Source organism: Sporolactobacillus sp. KGMB 08714 (genome assembly GCF_036598985.1).
In the GTDB taxonomy this organism is placed as follows: Bacteria; Bacillota; Bacilli; order Bacillales; family Sporolactobacillaceae; genus Sporolactobacillus.
Map to the genome: position 1 here is coordinate 21,884 of NZ_JAUUBW010000016.1, position 20,695 is coordinate 42,578.

22 protein-coding genes are annotated in these 20,695 nt (G+C 50.9%); 16 read left to right on the forward strand and 6 right to left on the reverse strand.

From position 1 onward, the window contains the following. The first annotated feature begins 8 nt into the window (after window positions 1-8). Window positions 9-800 (forward strand): SDR family oxidoreductase, encoded by a 792-nt coding sequence (locus Q6A92_RS08885; RefSeq protein WP_332237787.1) that lies wholly within the window; start codon window positions 9-11, stop codon window positions 798-800. Window positions 801-1,273: 473 nt separating this feature from the next. On the opposite strand, the gene Q6A92_RS08890 is transcribed toward Q6A92_RS08885, so the two are convergent. The 4 genes from Q6A92_RS08890 to Q6A92_RS08905 form a co-directional block, all read right to left on the reverse strand. Beyond that, window positions 1,274-1,843 (reverse strand): NAD(P)/FAD-dependent oxidoreductase, encoded by a 570-nt coding sequence (locus Q6A92_RS08890; protein WP_274398298.1) that lies wholly within the window; start codon window positions 1,841-1,843, stop codon window positions 1,274-1,276. 110 nt (window positions 1,844-1,953) lie between these two features. Beyond that, window positions 1,954-2,250 (reverse strand): acylphosphatase, encoded by a 297-nt coding sequence (locus tag Q6A92_RS08895; RefSeq protein ID WP_274398027.1) that lies wholly within the window; start codon window positions 2,248-2,250, stop codon window positions 1,954-1,956. A 137-nt stretch (window positions 2,251-2,387) separates the two neighbouring features. Continuing rightward, window positions 2,388-3,089 carry an RNA polymerase sporulation sigma factor SigK gene (gene sigK, locus Q6A92_RS08900; protein ID WP_274398026.1) on the reverse strand — a complete coding sequence of 234 codons (702 nt, stop codon included), beginning with the start codon at window positions 3,087-3,089 and terminating at the stop codon, window positions 2,388-2,390. 374 nt (window positions 3,090-3,463) lie between these two features. Further along, on the reverse strand, window positions 3,464-3,625 hold the full coding sequence (locus Q6A92_RS08905; protein ID WP_274398297.1) for a sporulation histidine kinase inhibitor Sda: 162 nt from the start codon (window positions 3,623-3,625) through the stop codon (window positions 3,464-3,466). Between the two features lie 662 nt (window positions 3,626-4,287). Between Q6A92_RS08905 and Q6A92_RS08910 the strand changes: the two genes are divergently transcribed. The 7 genes from Q6A92_RS08910 (at window position 4,288) to rsfS (ending at window position 8,649) form a co-directional block, all read left to right on the forward strand. Beyond that, window positions 4,288-4,803 (forward strand): YqeG family HAD IIIA-type phosphatase, encoded by a 516-nt coding sequence (locus tag Q6A92_RS08910; protein WP_274398025.1) that lies wholly within the window; start codon window positions 4,288-4,290, stop codon window positions 4,801-4,803. Between the two features lie 5 nt (window positions 4,804-4,808). Continuing rightward, window positions 4,809-5,909, forward strand: a complete 1,101-nt coding sequence (gene yqeH / locus Q6A92_RS08915) for a ribosome biogenesis GTPase YqeH (RefSeq protein WP_332237789.1) — start codon at window positions 4,809-4,811, stop codon at window positions 5,907-5,909. 5 nt (window positions 5,910-5,914) lie between these two features. Further along, the gene (aroE, locus tag Q6A92_RS08920; protein WP_274398023.1) at window positions 5,915-6,751 is read left to right on the forward strand and encodes a shikimate dehydrogenase; all 837 of its coding nucleotides are present in this window, start codon (window positions 5,915-5,917) and stop codon (window positions 6,749-6,751) included. Window positions 6,752-6,828: 77 nt separating this feature from the next. Then, window positions 6,829-7,125 carry a ribosome assembly RNA-binding protein YhbY gene (yhbY, locus tag Q6A92_RS08925; protein ID WP_274398021.1) on the forward strand — a complete coding sequence of 99 codons (297 nt, stop codon included), beginning with the start codon at window positions 6,829-6,831 and terminating at the stop codon, window positions 7,123-7,125. A gap of 14 nt (window positions 7,126-7,139) precedes the next feature. Then, window positions 7,140-7,718: a nicotinate-nucleotide adenylyltransferase gene (locus Q6A92_RS08930; protein WP_274398019.1), complete on the forward strand. Its 579-nt coding sequence runs from the start codon at window positions 7,140-7,142 to the stop codon at window positions 7,716-7,718. Further along, window positions 7,708-8,262: a bis(5'-nucleosyl)-tetraphosphatase (symmetrical) YqeK gene (gene yqeK / locus Q6A92_RS08935; RefSeq protein ID WP_332237791.1), complete on the forward strand. Its 555-nt coding sequence runs from the start codon at window positions 7,708-7,710 to the stop codon at window positions 8,260-8,262. The genes Q6A92_RS08930 and yqeK overlap by 11 nt, the downstream gene beginning before the upstream one ends. A 33-nt stretch (window positions 8,263-8,295) precedes the next feature. Next, complete coding sequence (rsfS, locus tag Q6A92_RS08940) at window positions 8,296-8,649, forward strand: ribosome silencing factor (protein WP_274398016.1); 354 nt, start codon at window positions 8,296-8,298, stop codon at window positions 8,647-8,649. A gap of 164 nt (window positions 8,650-8,813) precedes the next feature. Here rsfS and comER read toward each other — a convergent pair whose 3' ends face one another. Further along, window positions 8,814-9,641 (reverse strand): late competence protein ComER, encoded by an 828-nt coding sequence (gene comER / locus Q6A92_RS08945; protein ID WP_274398015.1) that lies wholly within the window; start codon window positions 9,639-9,641, stop codon window positions 8,814-8,816. 112 nt (window positions 9,642-9,753) lie between these two features. On the opposite strand from comER, the gene Q6A92_RS08950 reads away from it, so the two are divergent. From Q6A92_RS08950 to holA, 4 genes are all read left to right on the forward strand, one after another. Further along, a complete protein-coding gene (locus Q6A92_RS08950; protein ID WP_274398013.1) occupies window positions 9,754-10,419 on the forward strand; it encodes a helix-hairpin-helix domain-containing protein in 666 nt (221 codons plus the stop codon). A 69-nt stretch (window positions 10,420-10,488) separates the two neighbouring features. After that, window positions 10,489-11,067: a ComE operon protein 2 gene (locus Q6A92_RS08955; protein ID WP_274398011.1), complete on the forward strand. Its 579-nt coding sequence runs from the start codon at window positions 10,489-10,491 to the stop codon at window positions 11,065-11,067. After that, window positions 11,067-13,382, forward strand: coding sequence for a DNA internalization-related competence protein ComEC/Rec2 (locus tag Q6A92_RS08960; protein ID WP_332237794.1), 2,316 nt, complete (start codon window positions 11,067-11,069; stop codon window positions 13,380-13,382). Before Q6A92_RS08955 ends, Q6A92_RS08960 begins: the two co-directional genes overlap by 1 nt. 258 nt (window positions 13,383-13,640) lie before the next feature. Continuing rightward, on the forward strand, window positions 13,641-14,654 hold the full coding sequence (gene holA, locus Q6A92_RS08965) for a DNA polymerase III subunit delta (protein ID WP_332237795.1): 1,014 nt from the start codon (window positions 13,641-13,643) through the stop codon (window positions 14,652-14,654). A 97-nt stretch (window positions 14,655-14,751) separates the two neighbouring features. On the opposite strand, the gene rpsT is transcribed toward holA, so the two are convergent. Further along, window positions 14,752-15,018: a 30S ribosomal protein S20 gene (gene rpsT, locus Q6A92_RS08970; protein WP_274398008.1), complete on the reverse strand. Its 267-nt coding sequence runs from the start codon at window positions 15,016-15,018 to the stop codon at window positions 14,752-14,754. 219 nt (window positions 15,019-15,237) lie between these two features. Here rpsT and gpr point away from each other — a divergent pair, with 219 nt between their 5' ends. The 4 genes from gpr (at window position 15,238) to hemW (ending at window position 19,912) form a co-directional block, all read left to right on the forward strand. Further along, window positions 15,238-16,317, forward strand: a complete 1,080-nt coding sequence (gene gpr, locus Q6A92_RS08975) for a GPR endopeptidase (RefSeq protein ID WP_332237797.1) — start codon at window positions 15,238-15,240, stop codon at window positions 16,315-16,317. A gap of 86 nt (window positions 16,318-16,403) precedes the next feature. Continuing rightward, window positions 16,404-16,775 carry a hypothetical protein gene (locus tag Q6A92_RS08980; RefSeq protein WP_332237799.1) on the forward strand — a complete coding sequence of 124 codons (372 nt, stop codon included), beginning with the start codon at window positions 16,404-16,406 and terminating at the stop codon, window positions 16,773-16,775. A 172-nt stretch (window positions 16,776-16,947) separates the two neighbouring features. After that, window positions 16,948-18,771, forward strand: coding sequence for a translation elongation factor 4 (gene lepA / locus Q6A92_RS08985; RefSeq protein ID WP_274398004.1), 1,824 nt, complete (start codon window positions 16,948-16,950; stop codon window positions 18,769-18,771). A 13-nt stretch (window positions 18,772-18,784) separates the two neighbouring features. Next, window positions 18,785-19,912, forward strand: coding sequence for a radical SAM family heme chaperone HemW (gene hemW, locus Q6A92_RS08990; protein ID WP_332237801.1), 1,128 nt, complete (start codon window positions 18,785-18,787; stop codon window positions 19,910-19,912). Window positions 19,913-20,695: the final 783 nt, after the last annotated feature.

Consider the following 20,695-nt stretch of genomic DNA (forward strand, 5'->3'; position numbering starts at 1 on the left):
AGCAAAAGATGGATTTAGGACTAAAAGGAAAACGCGCTCTGATTCTGGCGTCAAGCAAGGGCCTTGGGCGGGCGATCGCCGGACAGCTGGTGAGTGAGGGAGCGGAAGTCATCCTTTCAAGCAGGAGCGCGGATCATTTAAAAAAAACGGCAGAAGAATTGAACCGGCTCTCCGAAGGGGCGTCGGTCACTTATTTTCCTGCGGATGTCTCGAAGAAGGATGACCTGGATGCGCTTAGTGAGTTTGCCGGACTGCATTTCGGCAGGCTGGACATCCTGGTCAACAACGCAGGCGGTCCGCCGAGCGGGGCTTTCCTGTCTTTGACTGATGAAGACTGGCAGAAGGCATTTGAGCTGAATCTGCTCAGTTATATTCGAACGATCCGCTTTGCCGTTCCGCTTATGGAGAAGTCGGGAGGCGGCCGCATCATTAATATTGCTTCTTCATCGATCAAAAAACCGATTGACGGCCTCGTCTTATCCAATACATTTCGTCTGGGAATTGTCGGCCTGACCAAAACGCTGGCGGGAGAACTTGCCGATAAAAACATATTGGTTAATACGCTTGCGCCGGGACGGATTGCAACGGACCGGGTCGCGGAGCTCGACCGGCGGACAAGCGAACGGACGGGCGTCGCCGTTCAGGATGTCCGGGCGCAATCAGAAGCGGAAATTCCGCTCGGCCGGTACGGCCGGCCGGAAGAATTCGCCCGTGCTGCCGCTTTTCTGGCGTCGGATGCCTGTTCCTATGTAACCGGAGAGTCGCTGCTTGTTGACGGCGGACTCGTACGAAGCATTTGATTTCAGCGTATGCGGCGGGGCACTTAGATAAAGCCGGGCTGCCTCTGGCGAGCCGTGGTTGAAGACGGGCGGTGCTGAAAGATCGGAAGAGGCCTGTTTACGGATGCCGGTCATCCGGCATGATGGTCCGGCAGAGAAACTGTCGGCTGTGGCGTATAGTGAAGGACAGCGGGAGGCCGATAAGATTTTCGCAAACGGCACGCTGTTTTTTTAATCAACAAACTGCGCAGCACCGATTTCTGGATCGGTCCCGCTTTATTAATTCTGTCTCTGTGTTCAAAAAGAAAGGCTGTTTCTGCAAATAAATCGGGAGCTATTGGACGATCCTCCCGTTTTTTATAATCTTTATCAAAATTAAAAAATCGCCCCATATAATGAAAATTGACGGGTTTTCATTATACAAAGGCGATTTCTGTCCGTTTTTCTTAAAAAGTACAGCTCTGCGCCGCCGCTTTTAAAATCGGAACGGCTTATTATTTTGCGGGAACCGCGTCATGGCTGATAAAACGTTCGCCCCTCAGCTCACTGACCAGGTTGATCGCCGTCTTCGCACCGTCGCCGCTTGTGACGATCGTGTGGACGCTGACCCCGGCAGCGACACCTGCCGCCCAGATTCCGTCGATGCTCGTGTGTCCGGCCGGATCGGCCTCAATAACCGTCTTAACGTATTTTTCCCGGCCGTCTTTCGTTTTAAGACCGATCGTCTGGGCAAGTTTCTGATTAGAACCGGTTGCCAGGATGACTTGCTTCGCTTCGAAGGTTTCTCCGCTTTCCGTCTCGATCCTGAATCCGTCTGCTTCCTTGCTTACGAGGGTCACCTGCGCTTTAAGTATTTCCGCTCCGAAGCTTTCGACCTGTCTTCTTCCGGCCGCAACAAGATCCGATCCGGTAATCTCTTCGACACCGTAATGATTTTTGACCAGCGCTCTTTTCGTCAGCCCCTTCTCGTTATCGAGAAGCAGTGTCTTTAAACCCGCTCTGCCCGTGAACAGCGCAGCGCTCTGTCCGGCCGGGCCGCCGCCGATAATGGCTACATCGTACATCATTCATTGCCTCCATTCGGATTGATTTTTTAGTAAGTATCACAGAACCTATCAAAAAAAAACGGGTTGATTGCCTGCTGAAACCCCCGCGTCCCCAGGTCCTATTCCTATCATAGCGAACTGACGACATCAAAGGTTGTAAAATGCTTGGAATGGTCATATACGTACACGTCCACGTTTTCCACGTGTGAAAAGGGACTGCCTTTCTTAATGGCTGCGGTAAATCGCTCAATAGCCGTTTCAGAGCCCTCTGCAACAATTTCCACGTTGCCGTCCATGCGATTCCGCACCCAGCCGGCGATGTGCAGTTCACTGGCTTTCTGCCATGTAAAATAACGGAAACCGACGCCCTGTACCGCTCCCTCAACCATCAGATGAACACATTTTTTATTTGCAGATTCAGCCATGTCTCATTCCTCCGCTTTGCACCTTGTTGTCTATAATTAGAGTGTACCATTGGATCGCGGAACGGAGAATGAGAATGCTCATAAAAATGTCTCTGAGAAGCGGTCGGATTAAAAAAAACAGACAGCACGTCCCCAGTTCAATGACTGGGTCTCCTGTAGATTTCGTTGAAAAGTTTCATCAATGCCCGTTTTTCAATACGGGAAACATAACTCCTGGAAATCGACAGTTTTTCCGCAATTTCTCTCTGAGTCAGCTCCTGATGGTTATCCAGCCCGAATCGGTCAATGATCACTTCTTTTTCGCGGGCATCAAGAACATGCAGCGATCCGTAAATTTTTCTGGATTCCAGGCTCAGTGAAATTTCATCAACGATGTCCTTGTTTTGAGATTTTAAAATATCGATCAGCGAAATGGTGTTGCCCTCTTTGTCCTGCCCGATCGGGTCATTCAGCGAGACGTCTTTTCTTGTCTTTTTTAATCCTCTGAGGTGCATCAGTATCTCGTTTTCAATGCATCTTGCCGCATAGGTGGCCAGTTTTGTCCCTTTGCCGACGGAATAGCTCTCAATCGCTTTAATCAAACCGATTGTGCCGATAGAAATCAGATCGTCCGTGTCCTCCTTGGTGTTCTCAAACTTTTTGACGATATGGGCAACGAGTCTCAGATTGTGTTCGATCAGTTTGTTGCGTGCCGTCTGATCGCCGTTTGCCATCTGTTCCAGACATTGTTTTTCCTGTTCCTCCGACAGCGGCTGGGGAAAGGCATTGTTTTTTACGTAGGACACAAGCAGCCATATTTGTTTAAATAAAAAGGCGAACCCGCCCAAAATCGACAGCATGGCTTCTCACTCCTCAAGCGAAGCATGGATTTTCTTTGCTGTCTTTTAGTCTATGGGCTTTCGCCCTGTCCTGTGCCTGTCCTCCCCGTCCGGACCCATGCGTGTATGCAAAAAAATATCTCTCTGATGCGGCAGAGAGCGGTATGCCCTGGACAGGTATGAGCATAGAATAAAAAGAGACGTCCGTTCGGCGCGAGCCGGCCTCTGCCTAAAGCGCCGTCCGGCTGATTGCCGAAGCGGTATTTTATTCGTCCGGAATGATCAGGAAGAGTGCCCGCTTCATGAAACCTTTTTTACGGAGCAGGCGTTCGGAATTTAACAAGACTGTCTGCCGATTCTGGACCGGTCCGGCTATTGATGAAAGCCCGGTTGAATCACTGACGGGATCCGGCGCCGCCATTCATTTGATGCAGGCGTTTCGTCAGTTTTCTTCGTTCCACCTCCTGCTCGATCAACTGTATAAATTCACTGCTTAAATGATATTTCATGGCCTTAACATAAGACTCGATCAGCAGATCATCCGACAGGTTTTCCATTTTTGCCCGTTTCCGGTGGCCACCTCCTGATTTTCTGAAGTGCATCTTTTTCATATTCACTCTATCATGAACATTCATGGGGGACAATCAGCCAACTTATCCACATAATAGGGTGGATAAACTGTGCACGGAGTGTTTATAATTCAAAAAATTGCTGAGGTTTATCAATAAGCGATGTGGACAAGGTTATCCACAAAAAAATGAGGTGTCATGTTTTGTCGAAATATTTCGCTTCTCTTTTGGCTGCAGTCATCTTAACGGCAGAAAAAACTAATATTGATTCTTGACTAGTCACGTTGTACTCTTAAAGTCAATAGATGTTTTATGATAAAGATAATTTAGCGAGCAGCAGGCCTTCAGGCGGAGCCGGGGGCTCAGCGGCCGCGGACGGTCGGGTGCCGAACAGGTTACGGAACGCGGCGCTTATATTCGGCCGCTTGTACTATAGCCCGCTGAAATTCTATGCTTCTTCTTCTTCTTATAGTATGAAAAAAATTTAAAAGCCCGGTATCCGTTTCCCGGCGGATGTCGTTTTTAAAAACGGAACATATACTTTCGCTTTTTTTCAGGCGCTGAAAAGATTAAAAGCAAAATTTGCTCCGGGACTTGGTAAAACCGGCGACATGTGGGAGAATAAAGTAAGAATATGAGGTGCTGATCTATTGTTAAAAAAATTCCTGCCGGATGAACATGTAGAAAGTATATTGGCTATTCGGCCCGAGGAACTGAAAAAGAGGGGAGTGCGCGGGCTGATTACCGATCTGGACAATACGCTTGTTGCCTGGAATGAATCGCATATGACGCCGGAACTGGTCAAGTGGTTCGCATCTTTTAAAAAAGCGGGCATTTCTGTCATGATTCTGTCGAATAACAATGAGAAACGCGTCAGGACTTTTTCCGAACCTGCGCAGGTCCCTTACATTTTTCGGGCACGAAAACCGTTTGCCAGTGCTTTCAGACGCGCCATGAAAGAGATGAATCTGAGAGAGGACGAACTGGTCGTGGCCGGCGACCAGATTATGACCGATGTCTGGGGCGGAAACCGGATCGGAGCCCACACCATTCTGGTTGTTCCGGTTACTTCAAGCGACGGCTGGGCGACAAAGTTCAGCCGGCAGATGGAGCGGCTCATCCTTTCACTGATGCGCCGGCGGGGCTGGCTGAAATGGGAGGACTAGAGGATATGAGTGACATCTATTGCGCAGGATGCGGCGTAAAAATCCAGACGGAAGATGAGACGGCTCTCGGCTATGCGCCGCCCGCCGCACTGAGGAACGATCCGGTTGTCTGCCGACGCTGTTTCCGGCTGAAGCACTATAACGAAGTGCAGTCTGTTCCGATCGCCGGCGACGATTTTCTGAAAATGCTCTCGCAGATTGCTGAAGTCGACGCTTTAGTTGTTTATCTGGTCGACATTTTTGATTTTTCCGGCAGCTGGGTCCCCGGGATTCAGCGCTTTGTCGGGAAAAATCCGGTTCTGCTTGTCGGAAATAAGCAGGATCTGCTGCCGAAATCGACAAACGCCAACAGGCTGAAGAGCTGGATGAGGCGTTCTGCCAAGGAACTCGGCTTGAAACCTGTCGATATTCTGCTGATGAGTGCCGAAAAAAATCACGGCATTGATACAGTCCGGCAAAACATGGACTTTTATAGAGACGGAAGAGATGTTTACATTGTCGGATCGACAAATGTCGGTAAATCGACGTTTATCAATCATCTGATTGGGGAGCCGGGCGGCGGAGACAGTGCGATCACTACATCCCGCTTTCCCGGGACGACGCTGAACTTCATCGGAATTCCGCTGAGCGACGGCTGCACGCTGTATGACACGCCGGGTGTGGTGAATCTCAGGCAGATGATTCATTTTGTTGATGCCGGGGACTACCGGCAGGTCATGCCGAATAAAGAAATCAAGCCGAAAGTCTTCCAATTGAATGAAGGCCAGACTCTTTTTCTTGCCGGGCTTGCCCGTGTGGATTATCTGGGAGCCGGGAGGCGTTCATTAATTGTTTACGCCTCAAATGCGCTTGTTATTCATCGGACCAAGCTGGAGAATGCCGAGGATCTGTTCAAACGGCAATACGGGCATCTGCTGGCCCCCCCCAGCCGCCGTGATCAGCTCCCGGTTATGAAACGTTTTGACTTCCGGACCGGGGACCTGAACACGGACATTGTTTTTTCAGGGCTCGGCTGGGTGACAATCAAAGGAAGAGGGGCGCGGCTGTCGGCATTTGCTCCCGAAGGCATCGGCGTGTCCGTCCGTTCTTCAATTATCAAGGGGTAGAAACGATGAGAAAATGGTATGGTGTCATCGGAGACCCGATCGAACAGTCTTTATCGCCGCTCATGCAGGAGTTCTGGTTCGGCCGTGCGGGCCTTGATGTCCACTATGAAGCTTTTCATGTCACAAAAGATAATCTTGCCCGTGCGGTCGCCGGCCTGAAAGCGCTGGGTGCCGGCGGATTCAATGTGACCGTTCCGCATAAATCGGCGATCATTCCGTTTCTGGACGAAACGGACAAAGACGCACGGATCATCGGGGCCGTCAACACGGTCGTCCGGGCAGACGGCCGGCTGATCGGCTATAATACCGACGGAATCGGTTTTTTAAAAAGCGTGGAAACACGCTTCCCTCAGCTCTGTACCGGAAAGCCGTCCGCTTTGATTCTGGGTGCCGGCGGAGCGGCAAAGGCGGTAGCCGTGACGCTGGCGAAAGATATGGCCGGAAGAGTCGACGTCTGCAATCGTACGCTGGCAAAGGCGGCCGTTCTGAGCGAGACATGCGGGAAATTTTGCCTGTCCGAGGCTTTTGGACCCTCTGAAGCCGAGAAGCGGCTCAGACGATACGATATGGTGATCAATTGTACGTCTGTCGGCCTGAATCCGGATACGGACGCGCCGGTGATTGATATCGGCGCTGCGAAGCGGGATACGCTGTTTGCGGATTTGATCTACAAACCGTTCCGGACAGCATTGCTCAGGCGGGCGGAGAGAATGGGCAATCCGGTGCTGAACGGCCTGCCCATGCTTATTTGCCAGGGAGCCTATGCCTTTAAGAAGTGGACGGGCTTCATGCCGGACGTTCCGGGGGCAGAGAAACTGCTTCAGGGACTGTTTTTAAAATGATCAATCGGATCGAAGCGTGAGGCCGGACGGACCGCACGCCTTCGGATCCGGCAATTTAAGACGGAAGGATCGGACGAATGCTTAACAGCAGGCAAAGAAAATTTCTAGAAAAAAAGGCCCATTCGTTGAAGCCGGTTTTTCAAATCGGAAAAGCGGGTCTGCACGAAGCGGTTTTCAGTGAATTGGACGACGTTCTTGAGAAACGCGAACTTATTAAAGTTTCGCTGCTGCAGAATACGACCGAGAATGCCGGAGAAGCGGGCAGGCGGATTGCAGAAAAAACGCATGCCGAACTTGTGCAGATCATCGGTCATACACTGATTTTATACAGGGAATCGAAAGAACATAAACGGATTGAATGTCCGAAAGGATAAGGAAGACCCATTTCATGAGAAGAATCGGATTGTTAGGGGGCACTTTTGATCCGCCCCATCTTGCGCATCTGCTGATCGCGCAGGAAGCTTTGGAGAGATGCGAACTCGATCAGGTCTGGTTCATGCCGAGTTACATTCCGCCGCATAAACAGGGGAAGATCGCACACACGGATGCCGGGTTCCGGGTGGAAATGGTGAAGCGGGCGATTCAGGACAATAACCGTTTCAGATTGTCATTAGTAGAAGTGAACAGAGGCGGCCGTTCTTATACAGTCGACACTTTAAAAGAGCTGACAGGAACCTATCCGGATGACCGTTTTTTCTTTATCCTCGGCGCTGATATGGTCAATGATCTGCCGACGTGGAACGGCATTGACGAGCTTTGCAGGCTGACAACATTTATCGGGTTCCGGCGGCCGGGCTATCGGGCCGGGCACCCGGCAAATGCCGACATTATTTATATAGATATGCCTCAGGTGGACATTTCGTCCAGTTTTCTTCGTGAACGGCTGAAGGCCGGGCTGTCATGCCGGTATTTTTTGCCGGATGCGGTCAAAACATATATTGAGGAGAGAGGACTTTATGAAGATTGAGGAAGCGGAACAGGCAATCAGAAACATTCTGCCGGAAAAACGCTTTGCCCATTCACTGGGTGTTTCAAGAACGGCTGGGAAACTTGCGGAGGTATACGGAGCGGACACGGATAAGGCCAAACTGGCCGGCATGCTCCATGATATCGTTAAATATTTTCCGGATGATCAGTTAAAAAAGATCATTCTGGGCCGGAGCGACATCTCAGATGATTATCTCAACTATTCGGCCAAGCTGTGGCACGCTCCCGCCGGTGCGGCTTATGTCCAGGAACATTACGGAATTGATGACCGTGAAGTTCTGAACGCTATCATCTATCATACAACAGGCAGGAAGGGCATGACGGATCTCGAAAAAATCATTTTTCTCGCGGATTATATTGAGCCGGGCCGCGATTTTCCCGGAGTCGACGAGGTGCGCGCAGCTGCCCGGCACAGCCTGGATGAAGCGGTTTATCAGGAACTGCAGAGAACGATTATTCATCTTCTTGATAAGCGGCAGCGTGTCTATCCGAAAACATTCGAAGCATATAATGATCTTGCCTGACAGAAAGTATGAAAAATACAATGAGGTGACTTAATGAACAGTGAGGAATGGGTAAAATATTTTGCCGAAGTAGCGGATGATAAAAAAGCTCAGGATATTGTCATGCTGAAAATGAAAGGCATTTCAATTGTGGCCGATTATTTTATCATCTGTCACGGCAATTCGGAAAAACAAGTACAGGCTATCTCGATGGCACTGAAAAAGGCAGCAGAAGAAAAAGGGCTCGCCGTGCGCAGGCTTGAGGGTTACGATCAGGCGCGCTGGGTACTTGTTGATCTTGGTGACGTGATCGTGCATGTTTTCCATAAAGACGAGCGCGATTACTACCAGCTGGAAAAATTGTGGGGCGACGCTCCGCTTTATACATTGGAAAAAAAGCCGCTCTGAAGCGGCTTTAAAAATATCTGCGCCACATCCGGCCTTTCTCCGGATAAATGTCCTTCGATCTTTACGGCTGACGATTTCTTCATTTTGTCACATTTGTGGGGAGGATTCCGTGTTTGCCGGGAAGAATAGAGAAAGTGTGTTCTGTTTTTATTTTGCCGCCGCATTCAGTCTGTCTTACTGAAAAACGGATCCACGGCGAGATGATCTTCCAGGAATTTCTTCTGCGTTTCTTCAAAAAGATGCTCAAAAACAGTGCCGCATCCGTGACTGAGCACGTCCAGGCCAACCCCTGTTACCCCGCCTTTAACCGTAACTTTTTTTCTTAATTGTTCCAGTGTGTACGTCTTTTGCTCGAGCAGTTTTCCCAATCCGATAACCATTTCAGTGGTTAATTCCGCGGCTTCTTTTTGGGGAATATGCGTGGATCGGACAGCGCCGTCCACCATTTTTTCAAGCAAAAAAGAGAGAAAGGCCGGACCGCAGCTTGAGATGTCCGAGGCGGCACGGATATTCTCTTCCGCGATCTCGATCGGATGCGAAAAACGTTCAAGAAGATCCCACAGTCTATTCTTCATACGGTCATTCATGCCTGCACCGAACGTGACAAGCGTGCTTCCGGAAAGAGCCCGATTGACAATACTCGGGACGACCCTTGCAACCGGGCAGTCAATCATTGTTTCAAGCTGTCCGACCGCAAGCGGGCTTGTTATCGAAACGGCTGTCTGATCGGCGTTCCAGACGCCGCGGACGGACTGCAGCAAGGGGAAAAACTGAGGCGGCCGGACACAGAGAAAAATAAGGGCTGAATGCCGGATCACTTCGGCCGCGGAATGATGGACTGTCAGCCCCGGATACTTTTCAGTCAGGTTCAGCGCCTTTTTCTCCGTCCGGTTCATTACAGAGATGCTTTTCGCCTTGACCGCTTTACTTTTTATCAGGACGTCAACGATCAGCGAGCCCATGTTTCCGGTTCCGATCACGCCGATCTTCATGATTGCCTCACCTCGATCTGCCGGTATCCCCTGGATTGTATGCCCGGGTGAAACATCATATGTCCCCGGCGGGCGGCACAGAACACGATTCTAAGTGAATGGAAGTGGATCTATGGAGAAATTATGGCGAAAGCACAAAATCGTGCTGTTCGCACTGCTTGCCGCCGCCAGTCTTTCGCTTCTGGTCATGTACCGGTATTATACGGCGAAGTCAGCTTCCGAAACGGCGAAAACAGAATCCATGTTTTCAAAAACCGATCAGAAAAAAACGGCCGAACAACTGTCCGGAACGGCGCAAACTGAAAAAAAGCAATCGTCCGCCGCCGCTGTCGTCGATGTGAAAGGTGCGGTCAGGGCGCCCGGAATTTACCGGATGAATGCTTCCGACCGCGTGGTTGATGCCATACGCAGCGCGGGCGGCCTCACTGAAAAGGCAGACGGCAGCCAAATCAATCTTGCCCGGAAGGTTGCGGATGAGATGGTCGTTTATGTGCCGGAAAAAGGGGAAAAAGAGAGCCCGATTTTAGCGGGCCCGCCCGCCGCCGATTCCGCTGCCGCAGCTTCGGGCGGGTCGGACCGGGAAAAGACGGTGAATATTAATACTGCAGATGAACAGGGTATGCAGGATCTCCCGGGCATCGGTCCGGCAAAAGCGAAGGCGATTGTCGCGTACCGAAATGAGCACGGTCCTTTTAAAACGGTTGATGAACTGACCAATGTCTCGGGCATCGGCGAAAAATCTTTGGAGAAAATCAAACCCTCGGCAACGGTAAATTAATCTTTCTCCGGCTGCAGGTTCTGATACAATGGGGACAGGACACTTTTACTTTTTTAGGGAGGACAAAAGATGAAACGATTATCCTGGGATCAATACTTTATGGCGCAGAGCCATCTGCTGGCGTCGCGCAGCACATGCACGCGCCTGGTCGTCGGTGCGACGATCGTCCGCGACAAACGCATTATTGCGGGCGGGTACAATGGTTCAATATCGGGAGGCGTGCACTGTACCGATGAAGGATGCTACGTGATTGACGGCCACTGCGTCAGAACGATACATGCCGAGATGAACGCCATCCTGCAATGTGCGAAGTTCGGCGAACCGACTGAGGGCGCAGAGATTTACATCACACATTTTCCCTGCATCCAGTGCACGAAAGCAATCATTCAGGCAGGGATCCGGAGTGTTTATTATGCGAATGACTACAAGAATCATCCCTATGCGGAAGAACTCTTTAAAACGGCGAAAGTAGCCGTCAAAAAAGTTCCTTTTGACAATATTTTTGACGGAAGAGAGCAGGACATTTCCGGAAAGCAGCTGGCCTATATTGCATCGCTTTTTAAAAAGCTGGAAGAGTCCGGCATGGAAAAAGAAGAGCTGCATCGTTTGTATGATCAGGCGGAGCAGCTGTTTGCCCGCGGTATGTAATGCCGTTCGCAGGAAAATGGCATCTTCTTGCGCTGTGCGCCTGTCTTTCGGCCTGGGCGGCAGCGGAGCGGTCCGCCGTCCCGCTTCTCCTGCTCGTTGCATACGGGATTTATCTGATTTTCGGGAGACAGTTCCGGATGCTGGCGGCTTTTGCGGTGCTGTTTCTGATTATCGGTGCCGATGTTTTCTTTTTCCGGACAGACCGGACCGTTTTATCGGAGAAACAGTCAGTCTTTGAAGGGACAGTGGAAAACAGTCCTGTTTTTGATGGGAATCAGTTAAGCTTCATGCTGAAGACGTCTTCGGGCGAAGTGGTGCAGACCTTTGTGAAGCTGCCTTCGGAAGAAGTGAAGAATAAACTGAAACGATCGATCCGGCCGGGAGCGAGGTGCCGGCTGTCCGGCCGGCTTGAACGCCCCGCGGCGCCTTCGAATTTTCATGCCTTCGACAATCGCCGATATCTTGCGTTTCGCCATGTCTATTGGATACTTAAAGCCAACGGACCCCCGCTCTGCCGGGACGGGCCTGTTTCTCCGGTCAATCGTCTGAAACGTTTCCGCCAGGATCAGATCGACCGGGTCAATGCTCTGTTCTCCCCTGCGAGCGCTGAAATGATCGATGCACTCGTTTTCGGTGACGACAGCGGTTTTAATCCGGAACTTGCCGATGCATACCGGCTTTTCGGTCTTGTCCACCTGCTGGTCGTTTCCGGCATGCACGTAGCCGTCATTTTCGGCTGCCTCTTTTTCATTGCCCGGCGTCTCGGCATGATCAGGGAGCATATCGTCATCCTGTTTCTGCTGCTTGTCCCGGTGTATGTTATCTTAACCGGGGCCGAGCCGTCGATCGTTCGCTCCGGGCTGACGGCCTGTCTGTTTTTCCTGTCTGATCTTTTTAAGAAGCGCCGGCTGAAGGCTGCCGATGTAATCGGCGGCGCCTGCCTGATCATGGTTGTCGGGGATCCGAATGTTGTCTTTGATCTTGGTTTTCAATTATCCTTTGCCGCAACATTTGCGATTTTGATTACCGGACCGCAGATTCTGGAAAGGTACCGGTCACCGCTGATCCGAATCGCCGTTTTATCGATTGTCAGTGAGCTTGCCGTTTTTCCGATGGTTATTTTCAGCTTTTATCAGCTTCCTCTGATTAACTTTTTCCTCAGCATGTTTTTTGTCCCTTTTCTGACGTTTGTCATTCTTCCTCTCTCGGCAGGCGCTTACCTCGTCGGCATTCTCTCTCCCTTTTCAGCGGATTTTATGTCCTTTGTTATCGATTCGTTCCTCACTTTTCCGCATCAGGCGCTTCTGTTTCTGTACAGGCATCCGGTCCTGCAGCTGAATTACGGTGCGCTGTCTCCCTGGCTTCTTTCGTCAGCTATTGTGATTATTTTTACTGTTCTTCTGATCTGGGAGCGGTTCAGCGCCTCATGGACGCTGCCGCTTCTCATTGCCCCGTTTTTTCTGATTTACGCGCTCGTTGTCTTATCCGACTGGCTCAGCCCCTACGGTTCGGTTACGTTCCTCGATGTCGGCCAGGGAGACAGCATTCTGATCCGGCTGCCGCATCGGCAGGGGAATATACTGATTGACAGCGGCGGCTCGCTGCCCTATTTTCAGAAAAACTGGGAGAAGCGGAGAAGACCTTTTGAGGTAGGCAGAGACGTTGTTCTTCATGAATTGAGGGCGATGGGGGTCGGATCGCTGGATGCTGTTGTCATGACGCACAGCGATTATGATCACATCGGCGGTATGAAAAGCATCGTCGGTCAGCTGCCGATTAAAAGGCTTGTCATCAGCCCGTATTTCGACCCGGATCCGGCGGATATCGAGCTGTTCAGGAAAGCCGCCGGTACCGGAAGTGAAATCGATGAATTAAAATCAGGGGACAGGCTGAACATCGGAGGTACTGTCTTTTATGTGCTTTCGCCGGCCGGACGTTTGAACAGAAATGACGATTCGCTTGTGCTTCAGTCGACGCTCGGAGGGAAAAGCTGGATTTTTACGGGAGATCTGGGAAGCGACGGCGAACGAAGACTGATTGCCCACTATCCGGCCGTTCGGGCGGATGTGCTGAAACTCGGCCATCACGGCAGCCGGACCTCGAGTTCCGAAAACTGGCTGAACCAATTAAATCCGTCCATAGCTATTATTTCCGCCGGCAAAAATAACCGTTACGGCCATCCTCACCAGGAAGTGCTGGACCGCCTGCAGGCGCATCGTATAGCGGCGATGAGAACGGACCGTTCGGGTGCGCTCCAGTTTCTGTTTACCAAATCGCGGATTGTCCGGATTCGAATGGCTGTCGTTCAGGAGTGATCAGAGGCATATTTTTTCCAGCATTTTGCGGGTGCTGACAAGTGTTGTCACCCATACTTTGCCTGCACATAGGATAACATAGAGAGAGAAACAGAACATCGTCTGTCCCGCGCTGTCCTAGGCTCTGCGAGACAAACGTTCATATATAAATCAGGGATCGGCCGCAAAAGCCGGTCTCTTTTCTCTTGTCAACCGTCTTTTCGGACTGTAAAGTAAACGGTATAAGGGGGGCGAAAGAAACTGGCACAGATCAAACAAATGGATTTGTCGGTCCGGAAACCGCTGGCGCCCGTCTACCTGCTTTACGGAACCCAGGATTATCTGCTCCGGCTGGTCAAAAGAAATATTATCCGGGAAGCATTGCCCGCTGAATCGCGCGATTTTAATTTTTCCAGTTATGATATGCTGGAAGTTCCGGTCGAATCCGCTCTCGAAGATGCGGAGACCGTTCCGTTCATGGGCGAAAAAAGAGTCGTGCTGATCGAGAATCCGTTTTTTCTGACCGCAGAAAGAGCGAGAACAAAAGTCGACCACAATCTGCGACGGTTTGAGCAGTATATTGAAAAGCCTTCTCCCGATACGGTTCTGCTGATTGAAGCCCATTATGAGAAACTGGACAAACGCAAGAAACTGGTCAAAACTCTGGAAAAAACGGCCCATGTATACGAGCTGTCCAGACTTTCGGATGCGACACTTTATGCGCTTCTGGAAAAAATTGCGGCCCGGCACGGATCTGTTTATACAAAAGAAGGGCATGAACAGCTGCTCTCGTCAGTCGGCCCGCATCTGACACAACTGGCGAATGAAGTTGAAAAATGTGCCCTGTATTGCGGTGAAAACAGGACGATCGATCGCGACGCCGTGCTGGAAATCGGTTCGCGTTCGCTTGAAACCAATGTTTTTCTGTTGGTCAATAAAGTGATGCAGAAAAAAACGGCGGATGCGCTTCACCTGCTCCACGAGCTGGTGAGTATGAAAGAAGAACCGCTCAAACTGCTCGCTCTGCTCGAACGGCAGTTCCGCATCGTCTATCAAGTGGCCTGCTACCGCGATGCCGGATATACTCAGAAGAATATTGCCGGAAAAATCGGGGTGCACCCCTATGCGGTAAAGCTTGCCGCTGATCAGTCGCGCCTATACAGTGCCGACATGCTGAAAACGGCTCTCGAGAAGTGTGCGGAGGCCGATTACCGGATCAAAACAGGGGGCATGGACAAACTGCTTGCCCTGGAACTGCTGATCCACCGTATCGCGTCGGCAGCTTCTGCGTAAAGAATGCCGGCTTCTCTCTGTTCCCGATACCGTTTATTTCTGATTATTTTTTTATAAAAAAATGGGGCCGCGATTTCGCGGCCCCTTCTTTTTAAATTCAGGCGTTCAGTTCATTCAGTTTCTTGGACAGTCTCGATTTTTCATGAGCTGCTTTGTTTTTGTGAATCAAGCCCTTCGAAGCCGCCTTGTCGACCTTTTTAGTAGCGGCAATAAAAGCTTCTTTTGCCGATTCAACATCTTTTTCTTCTGCTTTTGCGTTAAACGACTTGATCGCCGTCCGCATGGCGGATTTAAACTGCATATTGTGCTGACGATTGGCTTCGCTCTTCTTAACGCGCTTAATGGCTGATTTAATATTTGGCATCGCGTTCACCTCCAAAGCCTGGATTTCCGGTCAATCATAATCAAATGGCTGCAGAAACAGTGCTGAAACGAAATCTGCATCCATGTTTCGCTGAGATTATTTCTGACAAAGTGTATTGTATCAAAGCCGCACCGCTTTTGCAACGATGAATGAAAAATGCCGTGATCGGCCATCCTTTTTAAATAGAAGCATCCACACGGAGTGACGGAGGAATGTTATATGGAAAAATTGGATCTGCACGCCTACGGTGTTCGCACCGACCTGGCGATTGAGGCCGACGGCAAAAAATCGCTGATCAATCACGGCGTCACGGTTGAAGAAAAAGACGAGGACGGAATTAAAGTCACAAAAATGACGATAAAGCAGGAGGCGGCGGCGAGAATGAATAAGAAGCCGGGTGCCTATCTGACTTTTGAAGCCAAAGCGCTCCGTACTGGGGACACGGAAATAGAGGAAAAAACAGAAAAACTATTTGCCGGGTATTTCGCGCAGTTTCTCAAGGATCTGAATATCTCTGAAGAAGCCGAATGCCTGGTTGTCGGACTGGGCAACTGGAAGGTAACGCCGGATTCACTGGGACCAAGCGTCGTCGGGAACATCCTGGTCACGAAACATCTGTTCAATCTGCAGCCTGAAAACGTTCAGAAAGGCTATCGTCCGGTAAGCGCGATTACGCCGGGTGTTATGGGTCTGACCGGTATTGAGACAAGCGATATCATTCTGGGCGTGATCGACCGGTCGAAACCTGATTTTCTGATTGCCGTCGATGCGCTCGCTTCACGGTCGATAGAAAGGGTCAATACGACCATCCAGGTTTCGGACAGCGGCATTCATCCGGGATCGGGCATTGGCAACAACCGGAAAGAACTCAGCAGAAAAACGCTGGGGATTCCGGTGATTGCGGTCGGTGTGCCGACCGTAGTCGACGCGGTAACGATCACGAGCGATGTTCTCGATCTTCTGCTCAGGCATCTCGGACATGAGATGGGCGAAACGGAGCCTTCAAGCGCGCTCGTCCCTTCGTGGCTCCCGTTCGGTGAAAAAGTGGATTACACAAAACTGGCGCTTCCAAGCAAGGAAAAAAGGGCGGCGTTTCTCGGCCTGGTCGGCACGCTGGATGAAGATGAGAAAGCTCAGCTGATCGAGGAAGCACTGGGTGCCTCCGGAACCCAGCTGATGGTCACGCCGAAGGAAGTCGACTTTTTTATTGAGAAAATGGGCAATGTTCTGGCCGGTGGTCTGAATGCCGCCCTGCACAGGCAAGTGAACCAGGAGAATTTCGGGCATTTCACACACTAAGCGTCATAGAATTAATTGGGACGCATAAAATTCTGTATAAACAAGGCGACAGGCGGACAAGCCTTATCGACGGGCAGAGGAGAGCGATGAGTGTGAAACGGATCGTCATCGAAATGCTGGTTATTTTCTCAGTCCTGATGCTCTGCGTCCTCTACGGAGCGGTCACAGTCAGAGATGCGCAAAGCATCAATACGCAAACAAACGTTCAAACGGGAAACAGCCGAAGCACGGCCGCTCAGCCGGGCGCCAGTTCTTCCTCCGGATTGCATCCGGCGGCAGCCGGCGGGATGGCTCAGACAACGGCTGGACAAAATACGTCTATTAAATCGCCTCGTTCCGGATCGGCAGCGGTAAAAAATACGGGTGAAGCTTTTTCAAATAAAGTTTCCCGACTTTTTCTCTGGGGCGTGGGCCAGGTAGCCGGAATGGTCAGGGGAGTGATTCAAGGTTCCGGCTGAATTTCTCCGCAGATCGATTCCTTCCACGCCTGTTCTTTCCCTTTATTGCCGGCATTTAAACAGATGGATCGAACCGGAATCTCTTCGTTCCGGCTTTTTCCGCGTTGAAACGGTCTGGTCCGATTGCTATAATCGAACGTAAGCAAGGTGTTTTGGAGCAGGAGGAACGCAGATGGCAGAAAATAGAAACAGCCGGCAGTCACACATCCGTAATTTTTCAATCATCGCCCATATCGATCACGGCAAGTCGACGCTTGCCGACCGGATACTGGAAGCGACACAGGCGCTGACCCAACGGGAGATGAAGGAGCAGACGCTGGACGCGATGGACCTGGAAAGAGAACGCGGAATTACAATCAAGCTGAATGCCGTTGAACTGACTTATAAAGCGCCGAACGGCGAAACCTATATTTTTCACCTGATCGACACGCCGGGGCACGTCGATTTTTCTTATGAAGTCTCCCGGAGTCTGGCGGCGTGCGAAGGCGCCCTGCTTGTCGTTGATGCCGCCCAGGGCGTTCAGGCTCAGACGCTGGCGAATGTTTATCTGGCTTTGGAAAATAATCTCGAAATTATTCCGGTCATAAATAAGATTGATTTGCCAAATGCCGATCCCGGCCGGGTAAAAAAGGAAATTGAAGATGTCATCGGTCTTGATGCCTCGGAAGCAGTTCTGGCTTCGGCGAAGACGGGCATCGGCACCGACGCGGTTCTGAAACAGATTATCGAAAAAATTCCGGCGCCGCAGGGAGATCCGGACGCTCGTCTCCGTGCGCTTGTTTTCGATTCGTTATACGATTCCTATAGAGGCGTCGTTGTTTATGTCCGGATTGTGGACGGAACAGTCAAAGTCGGCGACAGAATCCGGATGATGGCGAACGGAAAAACGTTCGAAGTCACCGAGGTGGGCGTGTCCACGCCGAAAATCGAGACAAGGGATCAGCTGTCGGTCGGGGATGTCGGCTTTCTGACGGCTTCGATCAAATCGGTTCACGATACGCGTGTGGGCGACACGGTCACCGATGCGGAACGCCCGGCCACCAAACCGCTTCCGGGCTACCGGCGGATGAACCCGATGGTCTACTGCGGACTCTATCCGATCGATACCGCGCGATACAACGACCTCCGCGAGGCGCTCGGACGCCTCGAGCTGAATGATGCGGCGCTTCAGTATGAACCGGAAACATCCGAGGCGCTCGGCTTCGGGTTCCGCTGCGGTTTTCTCGGATTGCTTCACATGGATATTGTTCAGGAGCGTCTCGAACGGGAATTTAATATCGATCTGATCGCTACCGCTCCCAGCGTAATCTATCAGGTCGTGCTGACCGACGGATCGACGGTCCGCGTCGGCAATCCATCGGAAATGCCCGAACGGAAATTCATCGCTGAAGTGAAAGAACCTTTCGTCCGGGCGACAATCATGACACCGAATGATTACGTCGGCGCCATCATGGAACTGTGTCAGAAAAAACGCGGCGAATTTAAGAATATGGAATATCTGGATGAGAACCGTACCAATGTCATTTACGACTTGCCGCTTTCCGAGATTATGTATGATTTTTTCGACTCACTGAAATCCAGCACGAGAGGCTATGCATCGCTTGATTACGAGATGAACGGTTACAGGTCCGGCGATCTGGTCAAAATGGATATTCTTCTGAACGGGGAAAAAGTGGACGCGCTTTCCGTCATTGTTCACAAAGAATTTGCTTTTGACCGCGGTAAGGCAATTGTCGAAAAACTGAAGGAACTGATTCCGCGCCAGCAATTCGAAGTGCCGATTCAGGCGGCGATCGGCCAGAAAGTCATCGCCCGTTCAACGATAAAAGCGCTCCGCAAGAATGTGCTGGCCAAATGTTACGGCGGCGACGTTTCCAGAAAACGCAAATTGCTGGAGAAGCAGAAAGAAGGCAAAAAGCGGATGAAGGCAGTCGGAAACGTCGAGGTGCCTCAGGAAGCGTTCATGGCGGTGTTCAAAATGAGCCAGGATGATTAAGGGGGGCATGCAGGTGGCACGAGGCGCATATATCCACATTCCCTTTTGCGATCACATCTGTTTCTATTGTGATTTTAACAAGGTATTTATTAAAAACCAGCCTGTTGACGAGTATCTTCTGGCGCTGGATCGGGAAATGGCCTATTATGCATCGATGGGTCCGGCAAAAACAATCTACATCGGGGGCGGGACTCCTACGGCGCTGAGTGATGCACAATTTGAGCGCATGCTGGACAGCGTGAGCAGGCATTTCATGCACCCGGAAATTGAGGAATTTACTGTAGAGGCCAATCCGGAGAGCCTGAACCATGCGAAACTGCGCCTGATGAAAAAATACGGAGTGACGCGCCTGAGCATCGGTGTCCAGTCTTTTGATGACCGGCTTCTGAGAACGATTGGCCGCGCTCACGGATCGGAAGATGCCAAAGAAGCGGTCGGGCAGGCTTTAAACTCCGGTTTTCATAACGTGACTCTAGATCTCATGTTCGCACTTCCCGGGCAGACAGAAACCTCGCTGCAAGAATCGCTTGAGGCCGCAGTCGCGCTCGGAACGCCGCACGTTTCGATTTATTCACTGCAGATCGAGCCGAAAACAATCTTTTTCAATCGGATGAGAAGCGGCAAATTAAGACTTCCCGGCGAAGACATCGAAGCAGACATGTACGGCCGGATTATTTTTGAGCTCGAAAAGCACGGCCTGCATCAATATGAGATCAGTAATTTTGCAAAGCCCGGGTTTGAAGGCGTGCATAATTCGCTCTACTGGCATAACGAAGAGTATTACGGAATCGGGGCGGGCGCCCATGGTTACATTGACGGCAGAAGGTACGCCAACGCCGGACCGATTAAAAAATATATCGCTTCGGTTGCTGAACGCGGTTATTCGGAAGCCTTGTCTCATGAGGTCACAAGCCGTGAAAAAATGGAGGAAGAAATGTTCCTCGGCCTTCGCCTTCTGAAAGGCGTCAGTAAAAAACAATTCCGGGAAAAAACAGGCCGACCGATCGAAAGTATCTACAGTGAACCGATCGAGCGCCTGAAAGCACAGGGATTGTTGAAGGAAAACGGAGAACGGGTAGCTCTGACAAGAAGGGGCGTTTTTCTGGGGAACAACGTCTTTGAGGCCTTTTTGCTGTCTTAAGCGCCACGCCGATAAATACAAATGAAATTGTTTATGCGGAAGGACACGAATCAGCAGTCTCCCATTAAATAAAATCAGCGGTCATTCAAAAAAGGCTGTTTGCCAGGCAGCCATTCCACGATTGATCATTGATTTGATGAAGCCCTTTACTGCTTCGTAAGAACGACTGCGCGGCAGACGGATACTGACTGCGCAACAGTCCGATCGGATTTCTCAATGGACAGGTCGCACCGAAATGCTGGGGGAGTCGCACCGAAACGTGGGAAAGCTGCACCGAATCCCGAATAAGCTGCACCGAATCGGGCAGAACTTGCACCGAATCTGAGCAGCCGCACCGAATCAGGCAGAACTCGCACCGAAATAGGAGAAAGTTGCACCGAATCCCGAATAAGCTGCACCGAATCGGTTAGAACTTGCACCGAAATTTGAAGCCACACCGAATCGCTGGAATGTCGCACCGAAACGTGGAAAAGCTGCACCGAAACACCGGAATGTCGCACCAAATAAGGGCAGACGCACCGAATTGGTCAGAACTCGCACCGAAATAGGAGAAAGTTGCACCGAATCCTGAATAAGCCGCACCGAATCGGGCAGAACTTGCACCGAATCTGAGCAGCCGCACCGAATCAGGCAGAACTCGCACCGAAATAGGAAAGAGCCGCACCGAAATGCAGAAAGGACGCACCGAAATTTGAAGCCACACCGAATCGCTGGAATGTCGCACCGAATCAGGCAGAACTCGCACCGAAATGCAAAAAAGCTGCACCGAAACGTCGGAATGTC